General features: G+C 72.0%; 25 protein-coding genes. 18 read left to right on the plus strand and 7 right to left on the minus strand.

What is annotated here, in order from left to right:
- The first annotated feature begins 27 nt into the window (after nucleotides 1-27).
- From AC3CF1_RS30375 to AC3CF1_RS30405, 7 genes are all read left to right on the plus strand, one after another.
- On the plus strand, nucleotides 28-393 hold the full coding sequence (locus AC3CF1_RS30375; RefSeq protein ID WP_141908766.1) for a hypothetical protein: 366 nt from the start codon (nucleotides 28-30) through the stop codon (nucleotides 391-393).
- Between the two features lie 59 nt (nucleotides 394-452).
- Nucleotides 453-1,274, plus strand: a complete 822-nt coding sequence (locus AC3CF1_RS30380) for a DUF1206 domain-containing protein (protein ID WP_354980558.1) — start codon at nucleotides 453-455, stop codon at nucleotides 1,272-1,274.
- A gap of 83 nt (nucleotides 1,275-1,357) precedes the next feature.
- Nucleotides 1,358-2,545, plus strand: a complete 1,188-nt coding sequence (locus AC3CF1_RS30385) for a mechanosensitive ion channel family protein (RefSeq protein WP_210923092.1) — start codon at nucleotides 1,358-1,360, stop codon at nucleotides 2,543-2,545.
- 349 nt (nucleotides 2,546-2,894) lie between these two features.
- Entirely contained in the window at nucleotides 2,895-3,329 is a 435-nt protein-coding gene (locus tag AC3CF1_RS30390) for a phage holin family protein (RefSeq protein ID WP_088947344.1), read from the plus strand.
- Nucleotides 3,326-3,700, plus strand: coding sequence for a DUF3618 domain-containing protein (locus tag AC3CF1_RS30395; protein ID WP_210793092.1), 375 nt, complete (start codon nucleotides 3,326-3,328; stop codon nucleotides 3,698-3,700). The genes AC3CF1_RS30390 and AC3CF1_RS30395 overlap by 4 nt, the downstream gene beginning before the upstream one ends.
- An 8-nt stretch (nucleotides 3,701-3,708) precedes the next feature.
- Complete coding sequence (locus tag AC3CF1_RS30400; RefSeq protein ID WP_371409995.1) at nucleotides 3,709-3,969, plus strand: DUF4235 domain-containing protein; 261 nt, start codon at nucleotides 3,709-3,711, stop codon at nucleotides 3,967-3,969.
- Nucleotides 3,970-4,257: 288 nt separating this feature from the next.
- The gene (locus AC3CF1_RS30405) at nucleotides 4,258-4,461 is read left to right on the plus strand and encodes a cold-shock protein (RefSeq protein ID WP_030338233.1); all 204 of its coding nucleotides are present in this window, start codon (nucleotides 4,258-4,260) and stop codon (nucleotides 4,459-4,461) included.
- Between the two features lie 116 nt (nucleotides 4,462-4,577).
- Here the strand turns inward: AC3CF1_RS30405 and AC3CF1_RS30410 are convergent, their stop codons facing one another.
- Nucleotides 4,578-4,772: a hypothetical protein gene (locus AC3CF1_RS30410; RefSeq protein ID WP_088947347.1), complete on the minus strand. Its 195-nt coding sequence runs from the start codon at nucleotides 4,770-4,772 to the stop codon at nucleotides 4,578-4,580.
- A gap of 88 nt (nucleotides 4,773-4,860) precedes the next feature.
- Nucleotides 4,861-5,844, minus strand: coding sequence for an aldo/keto reductase (locus tag AC3CF1_RS30415; protein WP_354980559.1), 984 nt, complete (start codon nucleotides 5,842-5,844; stop codon nucleotides 4,861-4,863).
- A gap of 84 nt (nucleotides 5,845-5,928) precedes the next feature.
- Between AC3CF1_RS30415 and AC3CF1_RS30420 the strand changes: the two genes are divergently transcribed.
- A complete protein-coding gene (locus tag AC3CF1_RS30420; protein WP_488451809.1) occupies nucleotides 5,929-6,723 on the plus strand; it encodes a trans-aconitate 2-methyltransferase in 795 nt (264 codons plus the stop codon).
- Nucleotides 6,720-7,742 (plus strand): adenosine deaminase, encoded by a 1,023-nt coding sequence (locus tag AC3CF1_RS30425; protein ID WP_210793089.1) that lies wholly within the window; start codon nucleotides 6,720-6,722, stop codon nucleotides 7,740-7,742. The genes AC3CF1_RS30420 and AC3CF1_RS30425 overlap by 4 nt, the downstream gene beginning before the upstream one ends.
- Nucleotides 7,743-7,993: 251 nt before the next feature.
- On the opposite strand, the gene AC3CF1_RS30430 is transcribed toward AC3CF1_RS30425, so the two are convergent.
- Both AC3CF1_RS30430 and AC3CF1_RS30435 read right to left on the minus strand, forming a co-directional pair.
- Complete coding sequence (locus tag AC3CF1_RS30430; RefSeq protein ID WP_355162463.1) at nucleotides 7,994-9,397, minus strand: HAMP domain-containing sensor histidine kinase; 1,404 nt, start codon at nucleotides 9,395-9,397, stop codon at nucleotides 7,994-7,996.
- A gap of 29 nt (nucleotides 9,398-9,426) precedes the next feature.
- Nucleotides 9,427-10,116: a response regulator transcription factor gene (locus tag AC3CF1_RS30435; protein ID WP_099852139.1), complete on the minus strand. Its 690-nt coding sequence runs from the start codon at nucleotides 10,114-10,116 to the stop codon at nucleotides 9,427-9,429.
- Nucleotides 10,117-10,189: 73 nt separating this feature from the next.
- Here AC3CF1_RS30435 and AC3CF1_RS30440 point away from each other — a divergent pair, with 73 nt between their 5' ends.
- Complete coding sequence (locus AC3CF1_RS30440; protein ID WP_354980562.1) at nucleotides 10,190-11,110, plus strand: ADP-ribosylglycohydrolase family protein; 921 nt, start codon at nucleotides 10,190-10,192, stop codon at nucleotides 11,108-11,110.
- 125 nt (nucleotides 11,111-11,235) lie between these two features.
- On the opposite strand, the gene AC3CF1_RS30445 is transcribed toward AC3CF1_RS30440, so the two are convergent.
- Nucleotides 11,236-12,117: a DUF1775 domain-containing protein gene (locus tag AC3CF1_RS30445; RefSeq protein ID WP_354980563.1), complete on the minus strand. Its 882-nt coding sequence runs from the start codon at nucleotides 12,115-12,117 to the stop codon at nucleotides 11,236-11,238.
- A gap of 187 nt (nucleotides 12,118-12,304) precedes the next feature.
- Here AC3CF1_RS30445 and thrS point away from each other — a divergent pair, with 187 nt between their 5' ends.
- A complete protein-coding gene (gene thrS, locus AC3CF1_RS30450; RefSeq protein WP_210793087.1) occupies nucleotides 12,305-14,314 on the plus strand; it encodes a threonine--tRNA ligase in 2,010 nt (669 codons plus the stop codon).
- Nucleotides 14,315-14,472: 158 nt separating this feature from the next.
- On the opposite strand, the gene AC3CF1_RS30455 is transcribed toward thrS, so the two are convergent.
- The gene (locus AC3CF1_RS30455; protein ID WP_088947355.1) at nucleotides 14,473-15,201 is read right to left on the minus strand and encodes a D-Ala-D-Ala carboxypeptidase family metallohydrolase; all 729 of its coding nucleotides are present in this window, start codon (nucleotides 15,199-15,201) and stop codon (nucleotides 14,473-14,475) included.
- Nucleotides 15,202-15,377: 176 nt separating this feature from the next.
- On the opposite strand from AC3CF1_RS30455, the gene AC3CF1_RS30460 reads away from it, so the two are divergent.
- Both AC3CF1_RS30460 and AC3CF1_RS30465 read left to right on the plus strand, forming a co-directional pair.
- Entirely contained in the window at nucleotides 15,378-15,890 is a 513-nt protein-coding gene (locus AC3CF1_RS30460; RefSeq protein ID WP_172862178.1) for an HIT family protein, read from the plus strand.
- 204 nt (nucleotides 15,891-16,094) lie between these two features.
- Complete coding sequence (locus AC3CF1_RS30465; protein ID WP_488451810.1) at nucleotides 16,095-17,153, plus strand: aldo/keto reductase; 1,059 nt, start codon at nucleotides 16,095-16,097, stop codon at nucleotides 17,151-17,153.
- Nucleotides 17,154-17,582: 429 nt separating this feature from the next.
- On the opposite strand, the gene AC3CF1_RS30470 is transcribed toward AC3CF1_RS30465, so the two are convergent.
- Complete coding sequence (locus AC3CF1_RS30470; RefSeq protein ID WP_488451811.1) at nucleotides 17,583-19,736, minus strand: elongation factor G-like protein EF-G2; 2,154 nt, start codon at nucleotides 19,734-19,736, stop codon at nucleotides 17,583-17,585.
- A 251-nt stretch (nucleotides 19,737-19,987) separates the two neighbouring features.
- Between AC3CF1_RS30470 and pgsA the strand changes: the two genes are divergently transcribed.
- From pgsA to pdxS, 5 genes are all read left to right on the plus strand, one after another.
- A complete protein-coding gene (pgsA, locus tag AC3CF1_RS30475; RefSeq protein ID WP_088947359.1) occupies nucleotides 19,988-20,617 on the plus strand; it encodes a phosphatidylinositol phosphate synthase in 630 nt (209 codons plus the stop codon).
- A 46-nt stretch (nucleotides 20,618-20,663) separates the two neighbouring features.
- Nucleotides 20,664-21,596, plus strand: coding sequence for a phosphatidylinositol mannoside acyltransferase (locus AC3CF1_RS30480; protein ID WP_488451812.1), 933 nt, complete (start codon nucleotides 20,664-20,666; stop codon nucleotides 21,594-21,596).
- A gap of 115 nt (nucleotides 21,597-21,711) precedes the next feature.
- Nucleotides 21,712-22,872, plus strand: a complete 1,161-nt coding sequence (locus AC3CF1_RS30485; RefSeq protein ID WP_355161564.1) for a glycosyltransferase family 4 protein — start codon at nucleotides 21,712-21,714, stop codon at nucleotides 22,870-22,872.
- 81 nt (nucleotides 22,873-22,953) lie between these two features.
- Nucleotides 22,954-23,457, plus strand: coding sequence for a hypothetical protein (locus AC3CF1_RS30490; RefSeq protein ID WP_354980566.1), 504 nt, complete (start codon nucleotides 22,954-22,956; stop codon nucleotides 23,455-23,457).
- Between the two features lie 128 nt (nucleotides 23,458-23,585).
- A complete protein-coding gene (gene pdxS / locus AC3CF1_RS30495) occupies nucleotides 23,586-24,503 on the plus strand; it encodes a pyridoxal 5'-phosphate synthase lyase subunit PdxS (RefSeq protein ID WP_357851363.1) in 918 nt (305 codons plus the stop codon).
- The last annotated feature ends 9 nt before the right edge of the window (nucleotides 24,504-24,512 follow it).

Consider the following 24,512-nt stretch of genomic DNA (forward strand, 5'->3'; position numbering starts at 1 on the left):
TCGCGGGCGTCTCGTACTCTTGGCGAGGTGACGAACCGACCCGCCACCATGCCCATGCCCACCGTCCGCCGCGCCGCCGGTCTGTTCGCCGGTCTGGCGCTCGGCATCGCCGTGCTCGCCGGCTGCAGCTCCCAGGGCGCCTCCACAGACTGTTCGGTGGACGCCTGCACCGTCACCTTCGATCGGGGTGTCGACGCGAGGACCACCATCCTGGGCGTCGAGGCCAAGCTGGTCGGCGCCGAGGGTGACCAGGTGACCGTCGAGGTCGCCGGCGAACAGCTCACCCTCACCACCGGCCAGCAGGCCGCCGAGGCCGGGGGTTTCGGGGTGACCCTGGACAGCGTGACCGACCAACAGGTCAAGATTCGTGTAGCGCGTAACCCGGGCAGCTGACCTGGGCGGGCGGCGGTGGCCGACGTTTGAGAATCTTCGCAATCGGAGATTGTGACGCCATGTCACTTACCCGTAGCGCCGAAGCCACCGCCTCCCGTACGGCGGACAGCCGGTGGCTGGAACTCCTCGCCCGGGCCGGCTTCATCGGCTACGGCATCGTCCACCTCCTCTTCGCCTGGCTGGCATTGCAGATCGCCTTCGACAAGTCGTCCGACGACGGCGACCAGTCCGGCGCGCTGCGTACCCTCTCGTCACAGCCCCTCGGTAAGTTCCTGGTCATCGCCGTCGCGGTCGGCCTGCTCGCGATGGCGATCTGGCAGGCGCTGGAGGCGGCGGTCGGGCACCGCGCCGAGCGCGGCAAGGAGCGGGTCACCGAACGGCTCGCCTCGGCCGGCCGGACCATCGTCTACCTCTACTTCGCCTGGACCGCGTTCAAGGTCTTCAAGGACGCCGGGTCGAACAGCGCCGACCAGCAGGAGGCGCTGACCGGCAAGCTGATGACCTCCACCGGCGGCCGCTGGCTCGTCGGCCTCGCCGGGCTGGTGCTCGCCGCGATCGGTGTCGGCCTGGTCATCTACGGCGCCCTCAAGAAGTTCGAGAAGCACCTGAAGACCGGTGAGATGAGCCCGAAGACCCGCCAGCTCGCCCGCCGGCTGGGCATGGCCGGATACATCGCCAAGGGAGTCGCGTACGGCATCGCCGGCCTGCTGGTCATCGTCGCGGCCGTGAACTACGACCCGGAGAAGGCCCGTGGTCTGGACGCCGCGCTGCACACCCTGCGCGAGCAGTCGTACGGCACCTTCCTGTTGACCCTGGTCGCCCTGGGCATCGCCGCCTTCGGCGTCTACTGCTTCCTCCAGTCCCGGTACCGCAAGGTCTGAGCTGGTCGATACCACGGTCGTCGGGCACTCTTGGGCTTTTGCCCGGAGTGCCCGACGCCTGGTCGAAGGGGAGCACCGAAGCCTTGCAGAACTATGTCGAAACGGCCGTCGCCGCGCTCGTCGCGGCGGCGGTCGCCCTGTTCCTGGTCGAGGTCGTCCACCGGCTGACCCGGCGGTTCGGCCGTCGCTCGCTGTTGATGACCGAGCTGACCGACCACGCGCACCGCCCGTTCCAGGTCGCCGGGACGGTCCTCGCCGTGCAGTTCGCCGTCCGTTTCAGCACCGGGTACGCGGTCGGTGAGAGCTGGCGCCGCCTGCTGCTGCACCTGCTCGTCCTCGCCGTCATCGCCACCGCGGCCTGGCTGGTGGCCTCGCTGCTGGTCGTCGTGGAGGACACCGCGCTGGCGCGGTTCCGGGTCGACGTGCCGGACAACCGGCACGCCCGGCGGGTCCGGACCCAGGTGGTGATGCTGCGCCGGCTGACCATCGCGGTGATCGTCATCCTGACCATCGGCGTGATGCTGATGACGTTCCCCAGTGTGCGGGGCATCGGCGCCGGTGTGCTGACCTCGGCCGGTGTGGTCGGTGTGGTGGCCGCGCTCGCCGCCCAGAGCCTGCTCGGCAACGTGTTCGCCGGCCTCCAGCTCGCGTTCAGCGACGCCGTCCGGCTCGATGACGTGGTCGTCGTCGAGGGGGAGTGGGGTCGGATCGAGGAGCTGACCCTCAGTTACGTGGTCGTGCAGATCTGGGACGACCGGCGGTTGATCCTGCCCACCTCGTACTTCACCAGCAAGCCGTTCCAGAACTGGACGCGGACCGAGGCGGCGGTGCTCGGCACCGCCGAGTTCGACGTGGACTGGGCGGTGCCCGTGCAGACCATGCGCGAGGAGCTTCGCCGCATGGTCGAGGGCACCGAGCTGTGGGACGGCCGGGTCTGCGTCCTTCAGGTCACCGACGCCACCGGCGGGATGGTACGAATGCGCGCGCTGGTCAGCGCCGCCGACGCGGGCAGTCTGTGGGACCTGCGCTGCCTGGTCCGCGAGCATCTGGTGGCCTGGATCCGGGACAACCGCCCGACCGCGATGCCCCGGATGCGCACCGAACTGGGCGACTCCAGCAGCAACCTGCCCTGGCAGTGGGTGCAGCCGAGGCGGCCGGCACGCCGCCTGTCGGAGACCGAGGCGCCGGACGACGCTCGCGTCTTCGGTGGCAGCGACGACGGCGACGCCCGCAGTGAAGCCTTCGTGGGCCCCGAAGAAACCCGCCCCTGACCCGTCCGCCCCGGCTCCCGGCCCACGTCTCACCCCGCTGATCATGAAGTTGTTGCCATCCAGAGCGGCGTGTCGGGGCAATAACTTCATGATCGACGGCTCCGGGCGCGGTAGCGCGCTGAAGGGCGGGAGGGGGTCGGGGGTCGGGGTGGGGTTTGGTTTGGGAGGTTTGGTCGGGCTTGGGTGGGGCATGTGCTGCCGGACGTCTCTGGCGTGATCAGGGTGGGACGGTGCGCCGGTCCTCGGCGCGGCGTCCGGACAACGGGGACGGTGAGCTGCTCGGCGCGCTTTAGGATTGACGGGCGGCGACTCCGGGCATACAGCGCGGTGATGAGGAAAGGAGGACAGCATGGCTGACGTGGCGAACGCCCGCACATCCCAGAACGGGAGCGAGCCCTCCACCGCCGAGTTGGTGCAGCGGGCCACCGAGCAGGTCTCCCGTCTCGTACGGGACGAACTGGCGCTGGCCCGAGCGGAGTTGACCGAGAAGGGCAAGCACGCGGGCATTGGCATCGGGCTCTTCGGCGGCGGCGGCGCACTGGCGTTCTACGGCCTGGGCGCGTTGGTCGTCACGGCGATCCTGCTGCTCGACCTGGTGTTGCCCGCCTGGGCCGCCGCGCTGATCGTGGCGGTTGCCTGTTTCCTGGTGGCCGGCATCCTTGCCCTGGTGGGCAAGAAGCAGGTCAGCCGTGCGGTCCCACCGGTGCCGGCGGCGACGGTCCGCAGCCTCCGGGCCGACATGGACACCGTCACCGCCGCGGTGAAGGACAGGGGGCGGCAATGACCGGCAACGGGACCGGCGACACGGAGGCGCTCCGCGAGGAGATCCGCCGCACCCGGGTCGAGTTGGGCGAGACGATGGAGGCGCTGGCCGCCAAGGCCGACGTCAAGGCGCGCCTGAAGGTTTCCGCCGAGCAGGCGAAGGAGCGGATGCGCGAGCAGGCGGCGCAGACCGTCGCCCGGGTTCGCGGGCAGGCCGTGCGTGGTGCCGGAATGGCCCGCGCGCAGGCCTACGAGAAGGGCGAGTTGGTGCGCGCACAGGCGCACGACAAGGGCGAGTTGATGCGACGCAACCCGGTCCCGTGGGCGGCGATCGCTGCCGGTGCGGTGGCCACCGTGGTGGTGCTGATGATCGTGCGGGGGAGGCGTAGGTGAGCAGAAACATCGGCAGGGTCGCATACCGGCCGGTAGGCGTGTTGTTGGGTATCGCCGCGGGCACGGTGGCCGGGGCGATCTTCCGGCAGGTCTGGAAGGTCACCGCGGGCGACGGTGAGGCACCCAACGCCATCGACGAGGATCGCGGCTGGGGCGAGATCCTGGCCGCGGCGGCGTTGCAGGGGGCCATCTTCGCGGTCGTCCGGGCCGCTGTGGACCGCGGCGGCGCGGTCGGCGTCCGCCGGATGACCGGCAGCTGGCCGGACTGACCACACAGCGACTTCAGCCCCCTTCCCGCATCGATGGGAAGGGTGCTTTCGCATGGCTTCGGACGCCGCCCAGCGGAACCGAGGCATCCGTCAGGTCACATGTCGGAGAAATTCGTCGGAGAGGTCGTGACAGACTTTTTACCTCCGTGATTTGCTGGTCCCCGCTGTTGCGAGATGGCGTGGGTTGAGAGAAGTCTCCTTCGTGGGGCCGCCTCAGGCACCGCTGCTCGAAAACGGCCAATCGGCCGGACGGCGTGCACGGCCGCCAGTTTTTAGAGGGAGATACACATGGCTCAGGGAACCGTGAAGTGGTTCAACGCTGACAAGGGCTTCGGCTTCATCACCGTCGATGGTGGGGGTGCTGACGTGTTCGTCCACTTCTCGGCCATCCAGACCAGCGGCTACCGCTCGCTGGAGGAGAACCAGCGGGTGGAGTTCGAGATCGCTCAGGGTCAGAAGGGCCCGCAGGCTGAGCAGGTCCGTCCCATCTGAGTGAGATGGCCGGCCCCCGCCGGTCAGTGGGACGGTCCGGCACAGGGCCGTTGAAAAGCCCCGCACCCTTCCAGGGATGCGGGGCTTTTCCGTGCCAGGCCACCAGGGCCAGTTGGTCAGCGTCGGCGGCGCGAGCGTAGGCCGAGCCAGAGCACCACCAGCCCGACCAGTGCCACGATCGGACCGATCACCGCCCAGATCTTCTGGTCGGTCATCACGCTGCCGCTGACATAGCCGAGGCCCTGCACCGTCCACACGGCACCGATCACGACGGCCAGCAGGCCGAGGGTGAGCGAGAGCCAGCCCCTCATCGCGTCCCCTCTCCGACACCCGAGGCGGCGCGTCGCCCTCCAGCATGGTCGGCCGGGTGGCGCGACGCGAGCACCCCGGGCGTGCGGGTCACCACCGGTCGTGCACCTGCGGGCGGATCAGCTCGTCGTAGGTCTCGCGTACGGCTGTCAGCTGGTCGTCGCTCAGCGACGACAGGTCCGCCGCAGCGGCGTTGCGCCGGGCCTGGTCAGCGTCGCGGGCGCCGGGGATGACCACGGTGACGCCCGGCTGGTCGAGCACCCAGCGCAACGCGAACTGCGCCATCGTGCGGTCCGCGTCGACCAGCGGCGCCAGCCGGCGTACGGCGGCGAGGCCCTGCGCGAAGTCGACGCCGGAGAACGTCTCGCCGACGTCGAAGGCCGCGCCGGTGCGGTTGAAGTTGCGGTGGTCGTCGGCGGCGAACTCGGTGTGCTCGTCGTACCGGCCGGAGAGCAGGCCGCTGGCCAGTGGCACCCGGGCGATGATGCCCACGCCGGCCGCCGCGGCTGCCGGCAGGACGCGCTCCAGCGGCTTGTGGCGGACCGCGTTGAGGATGATCTGGACGCTCGCCACGCCCGGCCGGTCGATCGCGGTGAGGGCCTGGTCGCAGGTCTCGACGCTGACCCCGTACCCGGCGATGGCCTTCTCGGCGACGAGGGTGTCGAGGCCGTCGAAGACCTCGTCGGAGGAGAACACGGCGGTGGGCGGGCAGTGCAGCTGGACGAGGTCCAGCGTGTCCATGCCCAGGTTGGCTCGGGAGCGGTCGGTCCACTGCCGGAAGTTGGCCAGGGTGTACGCCTCCGGCCGCTGCTCGACGCGGCGGCCCATCTTGGTGGCGACGGTGAGCCCGGCGTCGGGTCGGGAGCGCAGGAAGCGGCCGATCAGCTGCTCGCTGCGACCGTCGCCGTACACGTCGGCGGTGTCGAGGAAGGTGACTCCGGAGTCCACGGCGGCGGCGAGCACCGCCATCGCGTCGCCCTCGCTGACGGTGCCCCAGTCGGCGCCGAGCTGCCAGGCGCCCAGGCCGACCGCGCCGACGGTCCGGCCGAGCCGGTTGAAGCTGCGCTGTTCCATGCCCCGAGCCTAGTGATCGGGTTGCCGGCCTGCCACGCGAGCCGTATCTTGAAACAAGACGGACGTACGGTTTGGGAGGCTGCGATGTGGGACCCGACAACCTACCTGCGCTTCGGCGACGAGCGGTCCCGGCCGTTCCACGACCTCGTCGCGCGGATCCCCGCCGAGCGGCCCCGGGCCGTGGTCGACCTCGGCTGCGGCCCTGGCCAGCTCACCGCCACCCTCGCCCAGCGCTGGCCGACCAGCCGGGTGCTCGGCCTGGACTCCTCACCCGAGATGATCGACCGGGCCGCCGCCCTCGGCACTCCCGTCGACTTCGCGGTCGCCGACCTGCGCGACTGGCGTCCGACCGGCGACGAGGACGTGGTCGTCAGCAACGCCGCGCTCCAGTGGGTGCCGGGTCACCAGGAGCTGCTGCGCCGCTGGGCCGGCGAGCTGCCCGCCGGGGCGTGGCTGGCCATGCAGGTCCCCGGCAACTTCGCCGCCCCGTCGCACCTCGCCCTGCGCGAGGTCGCCGACCAGCCGGCCTGGCGGGCCGAGATCGCCCCGCTGCTGCGCGCGGACCCGGTCGACGACCCGGCCGACTACGCGGCGCTGCTGACCGCCGCCGGCTGCGCCGTGGATGCCTGGGAGACTACCTACGTGCACCTGCTGCCGGCTCGGCCCGCCGCCGAGCACCCGGTGCTGACCTGGATGGAAGGCACCGCGCTGCGCCCGGTCCGGGCCGCGCTGGACGCCGCCGGCTGGTCGGCCTTCCGGGCCGAGCTGGGGGTACGACTCACCGCGGCGTACCCGGTGCGGCAGGGTCAGGTGTACTTCCCGTTCCGCCGCGTCTTCGTCGTCGCCCGCACCGGCGACCATGCCCAGGAGAACCTGTGACCGACCTGCCCACCTTCATCGCCGGCCTGCCCAAGGTGGAGCTGCACGTGCACCACGTCGGCTCCGCCTCGCCCCGGATCGTCGCCGAGCTGGCAGCCCGCCACGAGGGACGCACCCCCGTGCCGGCCGACCCGGAGGCGCTCGCCACCTACTTCGAGTTCCGCGACTTCGCGCACTTCATCGAGGTCTACCTGAGCGTGGTGGACCTCATCCGCGACCCGGAGGACGTCTGGATCCTCACCCACGAGGTGGCCCGGGAGCTGGCACGCCAACAGGTCCGGTACGCGGAGCTGACCATCACCCCGTACTCGCACGTGAGCCGGGGCATCCCCGCGCCGGCGTTCTGCGAGGCGATCGAGGACGCCCGCCGGCGCGCCCTGGCCGACTTCGGCCTCGAACTGCGCTGGTGCTTCGACATCCCCGGCGAGGCGGGTCTGCCCTCCGCCGAGGAGACGCTGCGCATCGCCCTGGAGGAACGCCCGGACGGGCTGGTCAGCTTCGGTCTGGGTGGCCCGGAGATCGGCGTGCCCCGACCGCAGTTCCGGCCCTACTTCGACCAGGCCCGCGCGGCCGGTCTGCGCTCGGTGCCGCACGCCGGGGAGACCACCGGGCCGCAGACGATCTGGGACGCGCTGAACGAGCTGGGCGCCGAGCGCATCGGGCACGGCATCTCCGCCGCACAGGACCCGGAGCTGCTCACACACCTGGCGGAGCGGCAGATCGGGATGGAGATCTGCCCGACGTCCAACGTACGGACCCGGGCGGTGGCCAGCCTCGACGAGCACCCGCTGCCCCAGTTGGTCGAGGCCGGGCTGCTGGTCACCATCAACTCCGACGACCCGCCGATGTTCGGCACGACCCTCAACGACGAGTACGCGGTGGCGGCCCGTCTGCTCGGGGCCGGTCGCGAGGGTCTGGCCGGGCTGGCCCGCAACGCGGTGACCGCGTCCTTCCTCGACCCCGCCGGCAAGCAGCGGATCAGCGCCGAGATCGACGCGTACCTCGCCACCGCCGGCTGAGCTGGGCGGCCGGAGCGCGGCTGAGCCGCTGGCCGTTCGGGGGAGCGGGGCGCGCGGCGGGAGCGTGGGTGTGGGGGGACCTGAGACTCCCGCCGCGCGCGCGGCTTCACCGGCCGGGGGTGCGTGGTGCGCTCGACCGGTGAAACTGGTGGGTTCGTGCACTGATCCTGTCAGCCCGAAGCCGGTCACACGCGATCGTTAACCGCGATCTAAGGAAGACTTGCGCCAGCCCACAACCCGGGCCGTTGCGGTCACTCGTCGGTGGGGCGCTGGCGGGGCCAGCGACGTCCGCTGGACTTCGTGTCCCGGGCGTCGCGGGCCATCCGGCCGACCAGACCGAAGCGGCTCACCTGCCGGGGCGTCGCCTCCGGGTCGGCGAGCAGCATCACCACGCTGGCCCCGCCCAGCCGGGCGCGGTCGATGCTCACCGACCCGTTGGCCTGTAACGCCACCCGCTTGGCGATGTCCAGCCCCAGCCCGGTCGAACCCTGGTCACTGGTGCCCCGGCGCAGCGCCCGGTCCGGGTTGGTGATGCCGGGACCGGCGTCGTCGATCCGGATCGCCACGTAACCGTCGCGTCGGGACACGGCCACCTCGAACGCGGTGCCCTGCGGCGTGTAACGGAAGACGTTGCCGATGACCGCGTCCAGCGCGGCGGCCAGCTCGGCCCGCGGCACCGGCGCCGGGATGCGCAACTGCGCGCCGTTCACCCGGTGCGGCCTGTTCTGGTCGCCGGCCAGGGCCGCCCAGAACACCATCCGGTCCCGCACCACTTCGCTGACGTCGCACATCGCCGGACCGGCCTCGTGCGCCACCGACTTGCGGGTCGTCTTGATCAGCACGTCGATCTCACCCTCCAGGGTGACGATCGCCTGCCGGATCCGCCGGATGCCCCGGAGTCGGTCCAACTCCGCCGGGCTGAACGAACCCACGCTGGTGTCGTCGGACTCCAACGCCTCCGCGTCCAACCGCAGCACCGTCAACGGGGTACGCAGACGGTGCGACAGGTCGGCCACCAGCTCCCGCTCATCGGTGCGGGCCGCGTCGAGCCGGTCCGCCATCCGGTTGAAGGCGTACCCGGCCTCGGCCAGCTCGCGGGGACCGGTCGGCTCGACCCGTACGCCCAGGTCGCCGTCGCCTATGGACAGTGCGGCCTTCACCAGACCTCGGGTCGAGTCCACCGCGCGGGCGGCGACCCGGTCGACCACCAGCACCGCCGCGCCGGCCATCGCCGCGCCGACCGCGAACAGCAGCAACCAGGTGCCGCCGGCACCCTCGCCCAGCGTCGAATCCGGGAGGAACACCTCGACCACGGCCGTCCGGTCACCGAGGACCACCGGGTCGAGCCGGACCACACCGCCGTCGACGTCCACTACCAGCGACCGCCGGTCGGCACGGGCCCGGTCCAGGTCACTGCCACTGGCCCGGCCCGCGGACTCGTCCAGACCCAACCCGTGCACCACCGGCCGGGTCTGGGCACCCTCGGCGCTGGCCACCACGGCACGCTCGACGACCGCCGGGTCGGTGCTGACCGCCAGCGCGCCGGTCACCAGCGCGCTGCGCCGGGCGGCGTCGGCGATCGCCTCGTCCCGGCTCTGCTCACGCAGGCTGAGGCCGAGGGGGATCAGGAACGCGAGCGCGACGAGACTGCACATGCCGGCCGTGAGCAGGGCCAGCGCCGTCCTCAGTCCGGTGCCACCAGCCGGAACCCGACCCCCCGCACGGTGCGCAGGTAGCGCGGCTTCGCCGCGGACTCGCCCATCTTTCTGCGGAGCCAGTACAGGTGAACGTCGATGGTCTGATCCTCGCCGACCGATGGCTGCCGCCATACCTCCTCCAAGAGTTCCCGGCGGGACACTACCCGCCCAGGTCGCGCGGCGAGATACGCCAGCAGGTCAAATTCCTTGCGGGTCAGCGCCAGTGGCTCCCCGTCGAGCTGGGCACTGCGTTCGCCCACGTCCACCTTGAGCCCGCCGACGCTGTGCACAGCGGGTTGCACCGTCCGGCTGGCCCGCCCGGCCCGGCGCAGCACCGTGGTGATCCGCGCGTCCAGGTGCGCCCCGGTGAACGGCTTGACCATGTAGTCGTCCGCGCCGGCACGCAGCAGCTTGACCACCGACTGCTCGTCGTCGCGGGCGGTGGCGATGATGATCGGGACGTCGGTGATGCCGCGCAGCATCCGCAGCGCGTCCGAGCCGTCCAGGTCCGGCAGACCCAGGTCGAGCACCACCAGGTCGGGTGTCTCCGCGGCGACACGGCGCAGCGCGTCCAACGCCGTACCCACGGCGTGCACGGCATGCCCCCGGTCGGTGAGGGACCGCAGCATCGCGCCGCGTACGACGTGATCGTCTTCGACCAGGAGCACGGAGGCCACGACAAGACCGTACTGGGCCTGGCAAGTTGATCGCGTTGCGACGTGCCTGGCGAGGGGGCAAGCTGGTACGACGATGTCGTTCACCCTGTTCGCCGATGCCCGCCTGGCACTCGCCCGGGACAGCCTCGCCGGTCTCTCCACCGGCGACGCGCTCGGCGCCCAGTACTTCCTGCCGGGGTCGGCACCTGCGGATCTCACCCCGCAGGCGTTGCCGCCGTCGCCCTGGGAGTGGACCGACGACACCCAGATGGCCTGCTCGGTCCTCGCCGAGCTCGCCGACTCCGGCAGCATCGACCGGGACCGGCTGGCCCTGGCCTTCGCCGAGCGCTGCGAGCCGCGCCGGGGCTACGGCGCCGGCGCGACGCTGATCCTCCGGCTGATCCGCACCGGCACCCCGTGGCCGCTGGCCGCCGCCTCCGCGTTCGACGGTCAGGGCTCCTGCGGCAACGGCGCGGCCATGCGGGTCGGCCCTCTGGGCGCGTACTTCGCCGACTCGACCGCGCGTGCCGCAGCCCAGGCCCGCTCCTCGGCCGAGGTGACGCACGCGCACCCCGAGGGCATCGCCGGCGCCGTCGCGGTCGCTGTCGCCGCCTCGTTGGCCGCCCGAGCGCGCCTCGACGGGCACCGGCCAGCCCCGGAGCGGCTGCTCGCCGGGATCGCCGCCGCGCTCGATCCGGGCACCGAGGTGCACCGGAGCGTGAACCGGGCGGCCGGGCTGCTCGGCCGGCCACTGCCCCAGGTGGTGGCGGCGCTCGGCAACGGCTCCCGGGTGACTGCGCAGGACACCGTCGGGTTCACCCTCTGGGTGGCCGCCGCCCACCTCGACGACTATCCGACGGCGATCCGGACGTGCGTGCGGGCGGGTGGGGACGTGGACACCACGTCCGCCATCGCCGGGGCGGTGGTGGCGGCGTACACCGGTGTCGGCACCCCCGGGGGCGTGCCCGAGCCGTGGCTGGCCGCCCGCGAGCCGCTACCCTCCTGGCTGCCCTGACCACCCGGCCTGCCGGCCCGGCCCGGCTGGCCTGGACCGCCGCCTGGGTCATGATCGACTCGGGTTTCTGCGAATCGGGGTGCCCGTGCGGCGTTGATGCCGCGGTTTCCGGGAACCCGAGTGGATCACCGAGATGACGCGGAAACCGCGGGCGTCTGGTCCTGGTCCGTGCGGCCGGTGACCTCGGCGAGCGTCGGGGTCTGGTCCTCGTCCGCTCCGCCGGTCACCTCGGCCAGTGCGGTGGCCTCGCCTGGGTCGCGTCGGCGCCACCGGCTGACCAGCCAACCGATCGCCGCGCCGCCGCCCAGGCCGGCCAGCAGGCCGGCGGCCAACATGCCGTCGGCGCTGCCGGACTCCTCGTCCGCGCCGCCCGCCCCAGCGGCCGGGGCGTCGACACCGCTGTCCGCAGCGGCTGGCGCACCGGCCCCCGGACCGCCGTGCCCGCCGTGTGCGGCCTGACCCGCCGCGCCGGGCGCCGCCGGCAGCAGGGTGAGCGCCGGGGCCCGGTGCGGACCGGCGGCGTCCGCCCACCGGACCACCGTGCCATCGGCGTACGTCTGGACCACCTCGAAGGTGAGCCGCTCCGCCTGCGGCATCGGCCCCATGGACAGCGCCAGCCGGGCCGGGCCGGGGTCGCTCTCGCCGACCCGGACCCAGGTCACCGCGGTGGTCACCGTGCTCACGCCGGACGAGTGGATGCCGGCCACCGGCTTGTCCAGGGTGCGGGAGCTGATTCGGGGCGCCCAGCCGTTCACCGACATCGGGTAGACCTCGGCGATCGGCGCGTCGGCCGGCAACCGGACCTCGATCTGGTTGGTCTTCGTGCCGGCCCGCTCCTCCGGCACGCTGAACTCCAGGCGTACGGCGTCGCCCTGCCGGGCCTCCGTGGGGGTGGTCGTCACGTCCACCGCGTGCGCCGTGCCGGGCCAGAGCAGCAGCCCGGCGGCGGTCAGCGCGGTCACCCCCGTGATCCGCCGTCGGCGCTCGCCGCCGTGCGTGCTCGCCATCTCGTGCCCCCATCCGTGTCCGCGCGACCGGCACCGGTTCCGGCCACACTCTGTAGTTCGGCTGCGAGGCGCGAAAGGTTCAACGCGGACGTGAGGAAGGTGCCCTTCCCGGTCGAGGGTGGGGCGACCGATAGCATCGGCAGGAGCCGAGGATCGGCACCGTTTCGTACCACTTGGAGGAGTCACCGTGTCCGCACCCCGTACCCCCGCCGTGGCCGACCCTGTCGTCGTCGCCGCCGGGACGACGGCGGCCGACGCGGTGGCCGCGGCCGGACTGCCCGCGAACGGCCCCAAGGCGATCGTCGTGGTCCGTGACCCGCAGGGCCAGCTGCGCGACCTGGACTGGTCGCCGGCCGAGGAGACCGTCGTCGAGCCGGTCAGTCTGGACTCGCCCGACGGGCTGAACGTGCTCCGCCACTCCACCGCGCACGTGCTCGCCCAGGCCGTGCAGGACATCTTTCCCGAGGCCAAGCTGGGCATCGGCCCGCCCATCGAGAACGGCTTCTACTACGACTTCGACGTCGACAAGCCGTTCCAGCCCGATGACCTCAGCAAGCTCGAGAAGCGCATGCAGGAGATCATCAAGTCCGGGCAGCGGTTTCGTCGCCGCCGCTTCGACAGCCTGGACGAGGCGCGCTCCGAGCTGGCCGACGAGCCGTTCAAGCTGGAGTTGATCGAGGTCAAGGGCGAGGGCCTGGACACCGACGAGGTGATGGAGGTGGGCGGCGGCGAGCTGACCATCTACGACAACCTCGACGCCAAGGAGGACAAGGTCTGCTGGTCGGACCTGTGCCGGGGCCCGCACCTGCCGACCACCCGCCTGATCGGCGCGTTCAAGCTGATGCGCTCGGCCGCCGCGTACTGGCGTGGGTCGGAGAAGAACCCGCAGTTGCAGCGGGTGTACGGCACGGCGTGGCCGACCCGCGACGAGCTCAAGGCGTACCTGAAGCTGTTGGAGGAGGCCGCCCGGCGCGACCACCGCAAGCTCGGCGCGGACCTCGACCTGTTCAGCTTCCCCGACGAGATCGGCTCCGGCCTGGCGGTCTTCCACCCCAAGGGCGGCATCATCCGCCGCGAGATGGAGCACTACTCCCGCCAGCGGCACGAGCAGGCGGGGTACGAGTTCGTCAACACCCCGCACATCTCCAAGGCGCAGCTGTTCCAGACCTCCGGTCACCTGCCGTACTACGCGGACACCATGTTCCCGCCCATGCAGCTGGAGGGCGCGGACTACTACCTCAAGGCGATGAACTGCCCGATGCACAACCTGATCTTCAGGTCGCGCGGGCGGTCGTACCGGGAGCTGCCGCTGCGGATGTTCGAGTTCGGCACCGTCTACCGGTACGAGAAGTCCGGCGTCGTGCACGGCCTGACCCGGGTCCGTGGCCTGACCCAGGACGACTCGCACATCTACTGCACCCGTGAGCAGATGGCCGGGGAGCTGTCCGCGCTGCTCAGCTTCGTGCTGGATCTGCTGCGCGACTACGGCCTGGACGACTTCTACCTGGAGCTGTCGACGCGGGACGACTCGCCCAAGTTCATCGGGGCCGAGGAGGACTGGGCCGAGGCGACCGAGGCGCTGCGGACCGCCGCCGCGACCTCGGGTCTGGACCTGGTGCCCGACCCGGGCGGCGCGGCGTTCTACGGGCCGAAGATCTCCGTGCAGGCGCGGGACGCGATCGGCCGGACGTGGCAGATGTCCACCATCCAGGTCGACTTCAACCAGCCGGAGCGGTTCGGGTTGGAATACCAGGCCGCCGACGGCACCCGACAGCGGCCCGTCATGATCCACCGGGCGTTGTTCGGGTCGATCGAGCGGTTCTTCGGGGTGCTCACCGAGCACTACGCGGGCGCGTTCCCGGCCTGGCTGGCGCCGGTGCAGGTGGTGGGCATCCCGATCCGGGAGGACCACACCGACTACCTGCACGGTTTCGTCGCGGCGCTGCGCGCCGAGGGGATCCGGGCCCAGGTGGACGCGGGTGACGACCGGATGCAGAAGAAGATCCGTACGGCGCAGCAGCAGAAGATCCCGTTCATGGTGATCGCCGGTGACGACGACGTGGCCGCGGGCACGGTCTCCTTCCGCTACCGCGACGGCTCACAGCGCAACGGGGTGCCGGTCGCCGAGGCGGTGACTCACGTGCTGGACGTGGTCAGCTCGCGTACCAACATCGGCCCCTCGGCCGCCGCGGAGTAGCGCCGCCCGCGCGGTCGCGCGCCCGCCGCGCGGCCCGCCCGCCGCAAGATCGCGCTCGATCCAGGAAGTAGTGGCCTCCCCGGCGTGGGGAGGCCACTACTTCCATGTTCGGGCGCGATCTTCGCCCGGAGGCCGACGCCAGGAGTCGGCGCCTGCGGTCAGATGCCGCAGTTCGGTGCTGACCAGCCGCCGACCGCCGCCACGTGGGTGTGGTCGTTGTGGTCCGGGTAGCCGGGGCCGAGGATCTGCCCGAAGCCGTGGTAGCGGGCCTGCTGGGCCAGCCGGCAGAAGGACGGGGACCCGACCAGGTCGACCCCGTCACCGTAGAGGTGTCGACTGTTCGACGCCCCGCCGACCGCGCTGTTGCAGGTGTAGCTGCGGAAGCTGCTGCTGATCGCGATGTTCACGTCCCCGAGGGCGTGCCGCATGGCCTGGAGCTTCCACATCGACACGAGCGCGTTGAACCGCGCCGTGCTCGCCGAGACCGCGCCGCCGGCCCAGGTGCTGTTGCAGTTGTTCAGCTCGGCGTAGCTGAAGTTGACCGGTGTGCAGTCGTCGTCCTGGAGGGCGTAGAGCCGGTTGAACGTCTGCGCGCCGGCGACGCCGTCCGCCGACATCCCGTACGCCTGCTGGAAGCGGATGACAGCGGACCGGGTGGCCGGGCCGAACGCGCCATCGATGGTGAGCACGGCGCCATAGCCGGGGTAGCCGGCGACCCGGATCTGGAGTTGCCGGACGTCTTCGCCGGACATCCCCTGGGACAGGGCGCGACCCCAGGTGTAGCAGCCGTCCGCCTGTGCGGCGCCGGCGGTGAGGGTGACGCCGGCCACTGTGGTGGCGGCAGTCAGGGCGAGTGCCGCGAGGAGCCGGCCGAGCCGTCGGATCATGGAGCCCTCCATCAATGCATGGAAGTTCTTGGATGCAGAAAGTTTCAGGTTTGGGCATTGATCCGTCAAGAACTTGCAGCAAAGAGTTTTCCCGACAGCGGGTGTCGCGGCCCGCCTGGGTGGCTCCGTAGGATCGGCTCGTGACAGGGGCGGAACGGCACACGGACATCGACGGCATGGCGGACGGCCTGGAGCGGCTCTGGACGCCGCACCGGATGACCTACATCTCCGGCGAGGACCGCCCGGCCGAGGGCTACGAGAAGCCGACCGGCTGCCCGTTCTGCCGGGCCCCCAAGCTGCCGCCGGAGGAGAGCCTGGTGGTGGCCCGCGGCGAGCACGTCTTCGTGGTGCTCAACCTCTACCCGTACAACCCCGGGCACCTGCTCGTCTGCCCCTACCGGCACGTCGCCGACTACACCGACCTGGACGTGCCCGAGACCACCGAGCTGGCGTCGTACACCCAGACCGCGATGCGGGTGATCCGCAAGGTGAGCAACGCGCACGGCTTCAACCTGGGCATGAACCAGGGCGGGGTGGCCGGCGCTGGCATCGCCGCGCACCTGCACCAGCACGTGGTGCCGCGCTGGGGCGGTGACGCGAACTTCATGCCGGTGATCGGCCGCACCAAGGTCCTGCCGCAACTGCTCGGTGACACCCGCGACCTGCTGGCCCGCGCCTGGCCGTCCTGACCGCCGCCGGAGCGCGAGGGCCGCGCCGGTCCGGCTAGCCGGCGCACAGCAGCGCGGCGTACGGCTCGATGATCACACCGCCGATGTCCACACCCAGCCGTCGCATGGCGTCGATCATGCCGCACCCCACCGGTGGGTGCGCATCCTCAATTCCGCCTCGGGATCTGCTACGCCCCGACCCGGCGAAGGTGGCACGATCGGCCGATGGCAGTCACGACACGGACGTTGGGACGCAGCGGCATCGAGGTCAGCGCCCTCGGCATGGGGTGCTGGGCGATCGGCGGCCCCTGGGCGGAGGGCGCCCAACCGCTGGGCTGGGGCGCGGTCGACGACGACGAGTCCGTTCGGGCGGTACGCCGGGCGCTCGATGAGGGCATCACCCTCTTCGACACCGCCGACACGTACGGCGCCGGGCACAGCGAGCGGGTGCTCGGCCGCGCGCTCGCCGGCCGCCGGGACGAGGCCGTGATCGCCACCAAGTGGGGTTACACCTTCGACGAGGCGAGCCGACAGGCCACCGGGGAGGACGCGTCGCCCGCGTACCTGCGCCGGGCCGTCACCGACTCGCTGCGCCGGTTGGGCACTGACCGGATCGACCTCTACCAGCTGCACCTGGCCGACCTGCCGGTGCCGCGGGCGCAGGCGCTCATCGGCACCTGCGAGGACCTGGTCACCGAGGGCCTGATCCGGGCGTACGGGTGGAGCACCGACCGTCCCGACCGGGCCACCGCGTTCGGGCAGGCCGCCGCCGGTGCCACCGCCGTGCAGCACACCCTGTCGGTGCTGCGGGACGCTCCCGAACTGCTCGCCGTCTGCGACAAGTACGACCTGGCCAGCGTCAACCGGGGCCCGCTGGGGATGGGTCTGCTCACCGGCAAGTACTCGTCCGGGTCGACCCTGCCCCGCGACGACGTACGCGGGTTGGCCCCCGGCTGGTTGGAGTGGTTCCGCGGTGGTCGGCCCGCACCCGAGTGGCTGCGCCGGGTCGGCGCGGTCCGTGCGGCGCTCACCGCCGACGGGCGCACCCTCGCCCAGGGCGCGCTGGGCTGGATCTGGGCCCGCAGCGGTCGCACCATCCCGATCCCCGGCTGCCGTACGGTCGCCCAGGTCGAGGAGAACGCCGCTGCCCTGCACCGGGGCCCGTTGCCGGCGGACCAGTTCGTCGAGGTGGAGCGCCAGTTGGCCGCCCTGCGGACCGCAGCCCTCCGCGACGCCGACCGCCCCTACTGGCCCCCTCCCACGCACCCCACCATCCACCCCTGACCGGGGCATCCGCACCTGTCGGGCGTACCCGTCCGGCGTACCCGTCCGGTCCGTGCCGCCGTTCCGTCCCGGACTCAGGTGCCCACCGCCCATGTGAGTGCGGCCTCCTGTAGAGCTGCCCCGTATCTGGGGCGGTGGCCTGGTTGGGTGGCCTGGCCTGGCCTGGCCTGGTCAGGTGGTGGTGGCTTGGTTGGGTGGCCTGGCCTGGCCTGGTTGGGTGGCGGTGGCCTGTGAAGCTGCGGTGTGCCTGGGGCGGCGGCTCGGTCAGGTCCCGGCGCGCGGGTAGAGCTGGCCCAGATCTGGGGCAGCTCTACAGGGCGCGCGACATGCCATGCCAACCCGCCGCACCGACCCTGTCGAGCACGAGTTGTGATGCCTCGCGGATCGCGGGCTCCGGGCTCCGGGCGGCGGACGTGATGGGGGCGATGGTCAGGGGGTGTGTTCCTTGCGGATCTGGTCGGCCAGGTGCGCGGGCATGGGGTCGTGCCGGACGAAGTGACGGCGGAAGGTGCCGGTGCCAGCCGTCATCGAGCGCAGCTCGACGGCGTAGCGCAGCAACTCGGTGGCCGGCACCTCGGCGCGGACGAGGGTGCGGCCCTCGGTGTCCGGGTCCGGTTCGGTGCCGAGCACCCGGCCGCGCCGGCTGGACAGGTCGCCCATCACGGGGCCCACCGAGCCGTCGAGCACCCGGATGGTGACCTCGTCGATCGGCTCCAGCAACGCCGGCTGGCCACGGTCGGCGGCGTCGCGCAACGCCAGCGCACCGGCGGTCTGGAAGGCCGCGTCGGAGGAGTCGACGCTGTGCGCCTTGCCGTCGACCAGGGTCACCCGCAGGTCCACCACCGGGTGACCGGCGACCAGGCCACGTTCGAGCTGGGCGCGGACACCTTTCTCGACCGAGGGGATGTAGTTGTGCGGCACCGCGCCGCCAACGACCCGGTCGACGAACTCGAAGCCGCTGCCCGGGGGCAGGGGCTCGACCTCGATGTCGCAGACCGCGTACTGGCCGTGGCCACCGGACTGCTTGACGTGCCGGCCATGCCCCCTCGCGGGCACGGTCAGCGTCTCGCGCAGTGACACCTTGACCGGCTCGGTGTCCAGTTCGACGCCGCCGGCGCGCAGCCGGTCGAGCACCACGTCAGCGTGTGCCTCACCCATGCACCAGAGCACCAACTGGTGGGTCTCCGGGCTGCGCTCCAGACGCAGCGTGGGATCGCCGGCGACCAGGCGGGCGAGGTTGCGGGCCAGGGCGTCCTCGTCGGCGCGGCTGTGGGCGACGACCGCCACCGGCAGCAGCGGTTCCGGCATCTCCCAGGGTGCGATCAGCAGCGGTTCGTCCCGGGCGGAGATGGTGTCGCCGGTCTCGGCGCTGCCCGACTTGGTGATCGCGCAGATGTCGCCGGCCACGCAGAGCGGCACCTCCCGCAGGGTGGCGCCCAGCGGGGTGAAGATGTGCCCGACCCGCTCGTCGGCGTCGTGGTCGGGGTGCCCGCGTTCGGCCATGCCGTGGCCGGAGACATGCATGGTCTGGTCGGGGCGCAACGTGCCGGAGAACACCCGGACCAGCGACACCCGGCCGACGTGGCGGTCGATGGTGGTCTTGACGACCTCCGCGACTAGCGGCCCGGCCGGGTCGCAGGTCAGCGGCGGACGCGGCGAGCCGTCCACGCCGGTCACCGCCGGCAACTCGTGCTCCAGCGGCGACGGGAACGCGGCGGTCAGCACCTCCAACAGCACGTCCAGCCCGACACCGGTCGCGGCGCAGACCGGCACCACCGGGTAGAAGTGGCCCCGGGCGACGGCCTTCTCCAGGTCATCGATGAGCACCTCGGTGCTGATCTCCTCGCCGTCGAGGTAGCGGTCCATGAGGGTCTCGTCCTCGCTCTCGGCGATGATCCCCTCGATCAGCTCGTCGCGGGACTCGTCGATGGCCCGCTGGTGCTCCGGGTCGGGATCGCGGACGTCGGCGGGAAGCCCGGCGGAGTAGTCGAAGACCCGGCGGGTGATCAGGCCGAGCAGACCCTCGGTGGACACGCCGTCGTCGCCGAGCATCGGCAGGTAGAGCGGCATCACGTTGTCGCCGAAGAGGCGCTGGCAGAGCGCCACCGTCTCGTCGACGTCGGCGCGGGGCTGGTCCAGTCGGGCCACCGCGACCGCGCGGGGCATGTCGACGGCCGCGCACTCCTCCCACAGCGCGACGGTGGCCGCGTCCATGCCGCCCGCCGCCGAGACGACGAAGAGCGCTGCGTCGGCGGCCCGCAGCCCGGCGCGCAGCTCGCCGACGAAGTCCGCGTACCCGGGGGTGTCCAGCAGGTTGACCTTGATGCCGTTGTGCAGCAGCGGCGCGCAGGACAGGCTGACCGAGCGCTGCTGGCGGACGGCCGCGGGGTCGTGGTCGCCGACAGTGGTGCCGTCGACGACGCTGCCGGCCCGGCCGATCGTGCCGGTGGCCGCGAGCAGCGCCTCGACCAGTGTCGTCTTGCCCGCTCCGGAGTGCCCGACGAGCACCACGTTGCGGACCCGCTCGGGCTCGGTCAGCACCGGCGTGCCGCCGGTGGAACCCTTCTCATGCTTTTGCGCCATGGGGCGCACCTCCCTCAGCCGGTGGTGGGTGGCGACCGCCGCGCGAGGTGGAAGCGGCCCGGGGCGAGAGCGCGGCGATATCCTCCGGTGGTCTGCTGCACAGCGGGAACGGGACGGGTGGACGGGTGAGCTGGCTCACCTCCCGGCTCGATCTCACACCCCTCGTCGGGTAGGCACAAGCCTCTCGCAGGCGCGTCGGCGGGACCGGCCGTATCGGCGGAGCTGGGGCGACCGTTATCGTGGGGACCGCCATGGCGAAGATCTTCCAAGTGTCGGCCCGCGCGGGGATGACCCGCGTCGTCGAGCCGATTGCCCGCGCCCTTCTGCGCGCCGGCGTCACCCCCAATGCCGTCACCGTCGCGGGCACCGTTGGTGTGCTCGTCGGCGCGCTCGGCTTCGGTGCCCGCGGCCATCTGGTCGCGGGCGCGTTGATCGTCACCCTGTTCGCGCTCACCGACCTGCTCGACGGGACGATGGCCCGGATGAGCGGCGGCTCCACCAGGTTCGGCGCGTTCCTCGACTCAAGCATGGACCGGGTCGCCGACAGCGCCGTCTTCGGTGCCGTCGCGTACTGGCTGGCCACGGAGGGCAACTATTCCGGGGTGGCCGCCGCGTTGGTCTGCCTGGCCGCAGGCAGCCTGGTCTCCTACGTGAAGGCTCGCGCCGAGGGGCTCGGCATGACCTGCAACGTGGGCATCGCCGAGCGCACCGAGCGGCTGCTGATCGTCGGGGTCGGTGGAATCCTCACCGGCGTCGGTGTGAAGCCGGCGCTGGAGATCGCGCTCTGGCTGCTCGCCGCGGTGTCGATCTTCACGGTGGGGCAGCGGATGGCGCACGTCTACCGCCAGGCCCAGCAGCTCCAGCCGGACGGTCAGGCGTGAGCGGCGCGGCGGGGACCCGGCGCCGGACGACCGGCGGCCGGGCCGCGTGAACCTCACCGAGCTGGGCTACGTCGCCGGCTGGCGGGTGGTCCGCGCGTTACCTCGGCCGTTGGTGGCGGCGGCGTTCCAGGCGGGCGCGGACCGCGCCCACCGCACCGGCGGCGGGGGTACGGCCCGACTGCGCGCGAACCTGCGCCGGGTGGTCGGCCCGGACCTGCCCGACGCCGAGCTGGACGATCTCGTCAAGCGCGGGTTGCGCTCGTACGCCCGGTACTGGATGGAGGCGTTCCGGCTGCCCTCGCTGAGCCGCGCGCAGATCCTGTCCGGTTTCCGGCTCGACGGCGCCGAGTTGCTCGCCGCGGACGTGGCCGCCGGCCGGGGCGCGGTGGTGGCGTTGCCGCACGCCGGCAACTGGGACGCCGCGGGCGCCTGGGTGGCGGCCACCGGTTGGCCGATCGCCACCGTCATGGAGCGGCTCAAGCCGGAGGGCGTGTACAAGCGGTTCCTGGCCTTCCGAGAGGTCCTCGGGATGGAGATCCTGCCGACGCATGGCGGGCCACGTCCGGCGTTCGACGTGCTGCTGGACCGGGTACGCGCCGGTGCGGTGGTGCCGCTGCTGGCCGACCGGGACCTCTCCGCCCGCGGGGTGGAGGTGGACTTCTTCGGCGGGAAGACCCGGATGCCGGCCGGGCCCGCACTGCTTGCGCTGCACACCGGAGCGCCGCTCTACGTGGCCTCGATGTGGTACGAACCGGACGCCGCGTGCGCGTCGCTCGCCGGCCCGCTGCCGGTCCCGGGACCCGAGGTGGGGCCTTTGGACCAGCGGGTCCGAACGCTAACCCAGCTGATCGCCCATCGTCTGGCGGCGGGCATCGCCCGGCATCCGGAAGACTGGCACATGTTGCAGCGGATGTGGCTGGACCAGCGGAGGACGGGGGACGGCACGGAGCTGCCCTCGTCGGCCTCCGGGCAGGTCTGAGGGGGTGGTGGGCACGGTGAGCGCGAGGAGTGCAGCGCAGCGGAGCCCCGCAGTCGTGAGCGAGGCGGGCGCGCCGGGATGGTGTCCCACGGTCACGGACAGGGGGCGCTGACGCATGCGGATCGGCATCGTGTGCCCGTACTCCTTCGACGTCCCCGGCGGGGTGCAGAACCACGTCATGGACCTCGCCGAGGCGCTGATCGCGCTCGGCCACGAGGTCAGCGTGCTCGCCCCGGCCGACGAGGATTCACCGCTGCCGGCGTACGTGGTGTCCGCCGGCCGTGCCATGCCGCTGCCGTACAACGGATCGGTGGCCCGGATCGCGTTCGGTCCGGTCTCGACCGCCCGGGTCCGGCGTTGGATCACCAATGGCGACTTCGACGTGCTGCACGTGCACGAGCCGCTCACGCTGAGCCTGTCGCTGCTGGCCGTGCTCTCCGCTCGCGGCCCGGTGGTGGCCACGTTCCACACCGCGATGACCCGTTCGCGGGTGTTGGCGGCGGCGCAGGGTGTGCTCCAGATCGTGCTGGAGCGGATCACCGCCCGGATCGCGGTCAGCGCGTTGGCCCGCAAGGTGCAGGTCGAGCACATGGACGGCGGCGCGGTGGAGATCCCCAACGGGGTGGCGGTGGCGAAGTTCGCCGACGTCGAGCCGTTGCCGGGCTGGCCGGGTGAGTGTGGCCCGGGCACCGGCGGCACGCTGGGTTTCCTGGGCCGGTTCACCGAGGCGCGAAAGGGCTTCCCGGTGCTACGCGACGCGTTCGTGGCGCTGGCCGCCACCAGGCCGGGGCTACGGCTGCTCGTCGCTGGCCCGGGTGATCCCGACGACCTGTACGACCAGTTCCCGCCCGACCTGCACGAGCGCGTCACGTTCCTCGGCCTGGTCACCGAACCGGACAAGGCGCGGATGCTGCGCAGTGTGCACCTCTACGTGGCACCGAACACCGGCGGCGAGTCCTTCGGCATGATCCTCACCGAGGCGTTGGCGGCCGGTACGACGGTCGTCGCCAGCGACCTGGACGCGTTCCGGCGGGTGCTCGACGGTGGGCGTGCGGGCCGGCTGTTTCCCACCGGTGACCCGGCGGGGCTGCGCGACGCCCTGGCCGAGCTGTTGGACGACCCGGCGGGTCGGGCCGCACTGACCGCCTGCGGGGATCAGGTCGTGGCGAATTTCGACTGGCCCGTGGTTGCTCGCCGCGTTCTGGAGGTATACGCAGCGGCGATCGAAGCAACCGACGGGCGGGTCATCGACCAGGAATGGGTGGGGCTGGGCTGACCGGTGTGACGGATGGTGCGGCAGCGACCGGTTGTCCGGCGTGACCGCACCCACTCGGAGCTGAAACGGAGCAGCACTACGATGCGGCACATGTGGTGGGTGGTGGCCGCGAGCGTGGTCGTGGGGCTGGTCGCGGCGTACCTCATCTGGACCGCCGGCCGGGTCGAGAGGTTGCAGAGCCGCGCGGAGCTGGCGGCCCGGGCTCTCGACGCCCACCTGCTGCGTCGGGCGGCCGCGGCGGCCGTGCTGGCCGAGCGGCGCTTCGGCGTGGAGCTGTACGCGGCGGCCCGGATCGCCCTGGACGCCAGCCCGGACGAGCGGGAGGCGGCGGAGAACGACCTGACCCGGCAGCTGCGTTCCGTCCCGTTGGATCAGGGCGATCCGGACTGCGGGGCGGTCATCGCCGCCAGTCGCCGGCTCGCGCTGTCCCGCCAGGTGCACACCGACCTGGTGCGGGACGCCCGTTCGGCGCGCAGCCGGCCGCTGGTGCGGTTGTTGCGGATGGGGCGGGGCCGGGAGTGGCCGCGCTACTTCGACATCGACGACCCGACCCTTACGGTGCCCGCGGACGTGCCCGCGAGCTGACCCGGTGGGCCGGTGATCGGTGCCACAGAGCAGGCCACCGGGGGTCTGATTGGCTGTCGGTGCGGCGTTGACCCGCGCGTAGCATTTTCGCTGCCACCCCGAGGAGCCCGTCCAAGGAGCGATGACCCGTGCCCGAAAACACCGCCTCGAACACCGGTACCGCCCCCGTCGTCGGCACCGCCCGCGTGAAGCGTGGCATGGCCGAGATGCTCAAGGGCGGCGTGATCATGGATGTGGTCAACGCCGAGCAGGCCAAGATCGCCGAGGACGCCGGCGCCGTCGCGGTGATGGCCCTGGAGCGGGTGCCCGCCGACATCCGCGCGCAGGGCGGGGTGTCCCGGATGAGCGACCCCGACATGATCGACGGGATCATCGAGGCGGTCTCCATCCCGGTGATGGCGAAGGCCCGCATCGGTCACTTCGTCGAGGCGCGGATCCTCCAGTCGCTCGGCGTCGACTACGTCGACGAGTCCGAGGTGCTGACCCCGGCGGACTATGCGAACCACATCGACAAGTGGGCCTTCACGGTGCCCTTCGTCTGCGGCGCGACCAACCTGGGCGAGGCGCTGCGCCGGATCACCGAGGGCGCGGCCATGATCCGCTCCAAGGGTGAGGCCGGCACCGGTGACGTCTCCAACGCCACCACCCACATGCGGAAGATCCGCCAGGAGATCGCCCGGCTGTCCTCGCTGCCGACCGACGAGCTGTACGTCGCGGCCAAGGAGCTGCAGGCCCCGTACGAGCTGGTCAAGGAGGTCGCCGAGAGCGGCAAGCTGCCGGTGGTGCTGTTCACCGCGGGCGGGATCGCCACTCCGGCCGACGCGGCGATGATGATGCAGCTCGGCGCGGAGGGCGTCTTCGTCGGTTCCGGCATCTTCAAGGCCGGCAACCCGGCCCAGCGGGCCGCCGCGATCGTCAAGGCCACCACCTTCCACGACGACCCGGACGTGCTGGCCAAGGTTTCCCGGGGTCTCGGCGAGGCGATGGTCGGCATCAACGTCGACGAGATCCCGCAGCCGCACCGCCTGGCCGAGCGCGGCTGGTGAGCGCTCCTT

The organism is Micromonospora sp. MGP-C2, from assembly GCF_057766525.1.

Coding starts and splice junctions, on each gene's coding strand:
- AC3CF1_RS30380 (WP_354980558.1), top strand. CDS start 453: ATGTCACTTACCCGTAGCGCCGAAGCCACCGCCTCCCGTACGGCGGAC.
- AC3CF1_RS30390 (WP_088947344.1), top strand. CDS start 2,895: ATGGCTGACGTGGCGAACGCCCGCACATCCCAGAACGGGAGCGAGCCC.
- AC3CF1_RS30395 (WP_210793092.1), top strand. CDS start 3,326: ATGACCGGCAACGGGACCGGCGACACGGAGGCGCTCCGCGAGGAGATC.
- AC3CF1_RS30405 (WP_030338233.1), top strand. CDS start 4,258: ATGGCTCAGGGAACCGTGAAGTGGTTCAACGCTGACAAGGGCTTCGGC.
- AC3CF1_RS30410 (WP_088947347.1), bottom strand. CDS start 4,772: ATGAGGGGCTGGCTCTCGCTCACCCTCGGCCTGCTGGCCGTCGTGATC.
- AC3CF1_RS30415 (WP_354980559.1), bottom strand. CDS start 5,844: ATGGAACAGCGCAGCTTCAACCGGCTCGGCCGGACCGTCGGCGCGGTC.
- AC3CF1_RS30420 (WP_488451809.1), top strand. CDS start 5,929: ATGTGGGACCCGACAACCTACCTGCGCTTCGGCGACGAGCGGTCCCGG.
- AC3CF1_RS30430 (WP_355162463.1), bottom strand. CDS start 9,397: ATGTGCAGTCTCGTCGCGCTCGCGTTCCTGATCCCCCTCGGCCTCAGC.
- AC3CF1_RS30440 (WP_354980562.1), top strand. CDS start 10,190: ATGTCGTTCACCCTGTTCGCCGATGCCCGCCTGGCACTCGCCCGGGAC.
- AC3CF1_RS30445 (WP_354980563.1), bottom strand. CDS start 12,117: ATGGCGAGCACGCACGGCGGCGAGCGCCGACGGCGGATCACGGGGGTG.
- AC3CF1_RS30455 (WP_088947355.1), bottom strand. CDS start 15,201: ATGATCCGACGGCTCGGCCGGCTCCTCGCGGCACTCGCCCTGACTGCC.
- AC3CF1_RS30460 (WP_172862178.1), top strand. CDS start 15,378: ATGGCGGACGGCCTGGAGCGGCTCTGGACGCCGCACCGGATGACCTAC.
- AC3CF1_RS30465 (WP_488451810.1), top strand. CDS start 16,095: ATGGCAGTCACGACACGGACGTTGGGACGCAGCGGCATCGAGGTCAGC.
- AC3CF1_RS30470 (WP_488451811.1), bottom strand. CDS start 19,736: ATGGCGCAAAAGCATGAGAAGGGTTCCACCGGCGGCACGCCGGTGCTG.
- pgsA (WP_088947359.1), top strand. CDS start 19,988: ATGGCGAAGATCTTCCAAGTGTCGGCCCGCGCGGGGATGACCCGCGTC.
- AC3CF1_RS30485 (WP_355161564.1), top strand. CDS start 21,712: ATGCGGATCGGCATCGTGTGCCCGTACTCCTTCGACGTCCCCGGCGGG.
- AC3CF1_RS30490 (WP_354980566.1), top strand. CDS start 22,954: ATGCGGCACATGTGGTGGGTGGTGGCCGCGAGCGTGGTCGTGGGGCTG.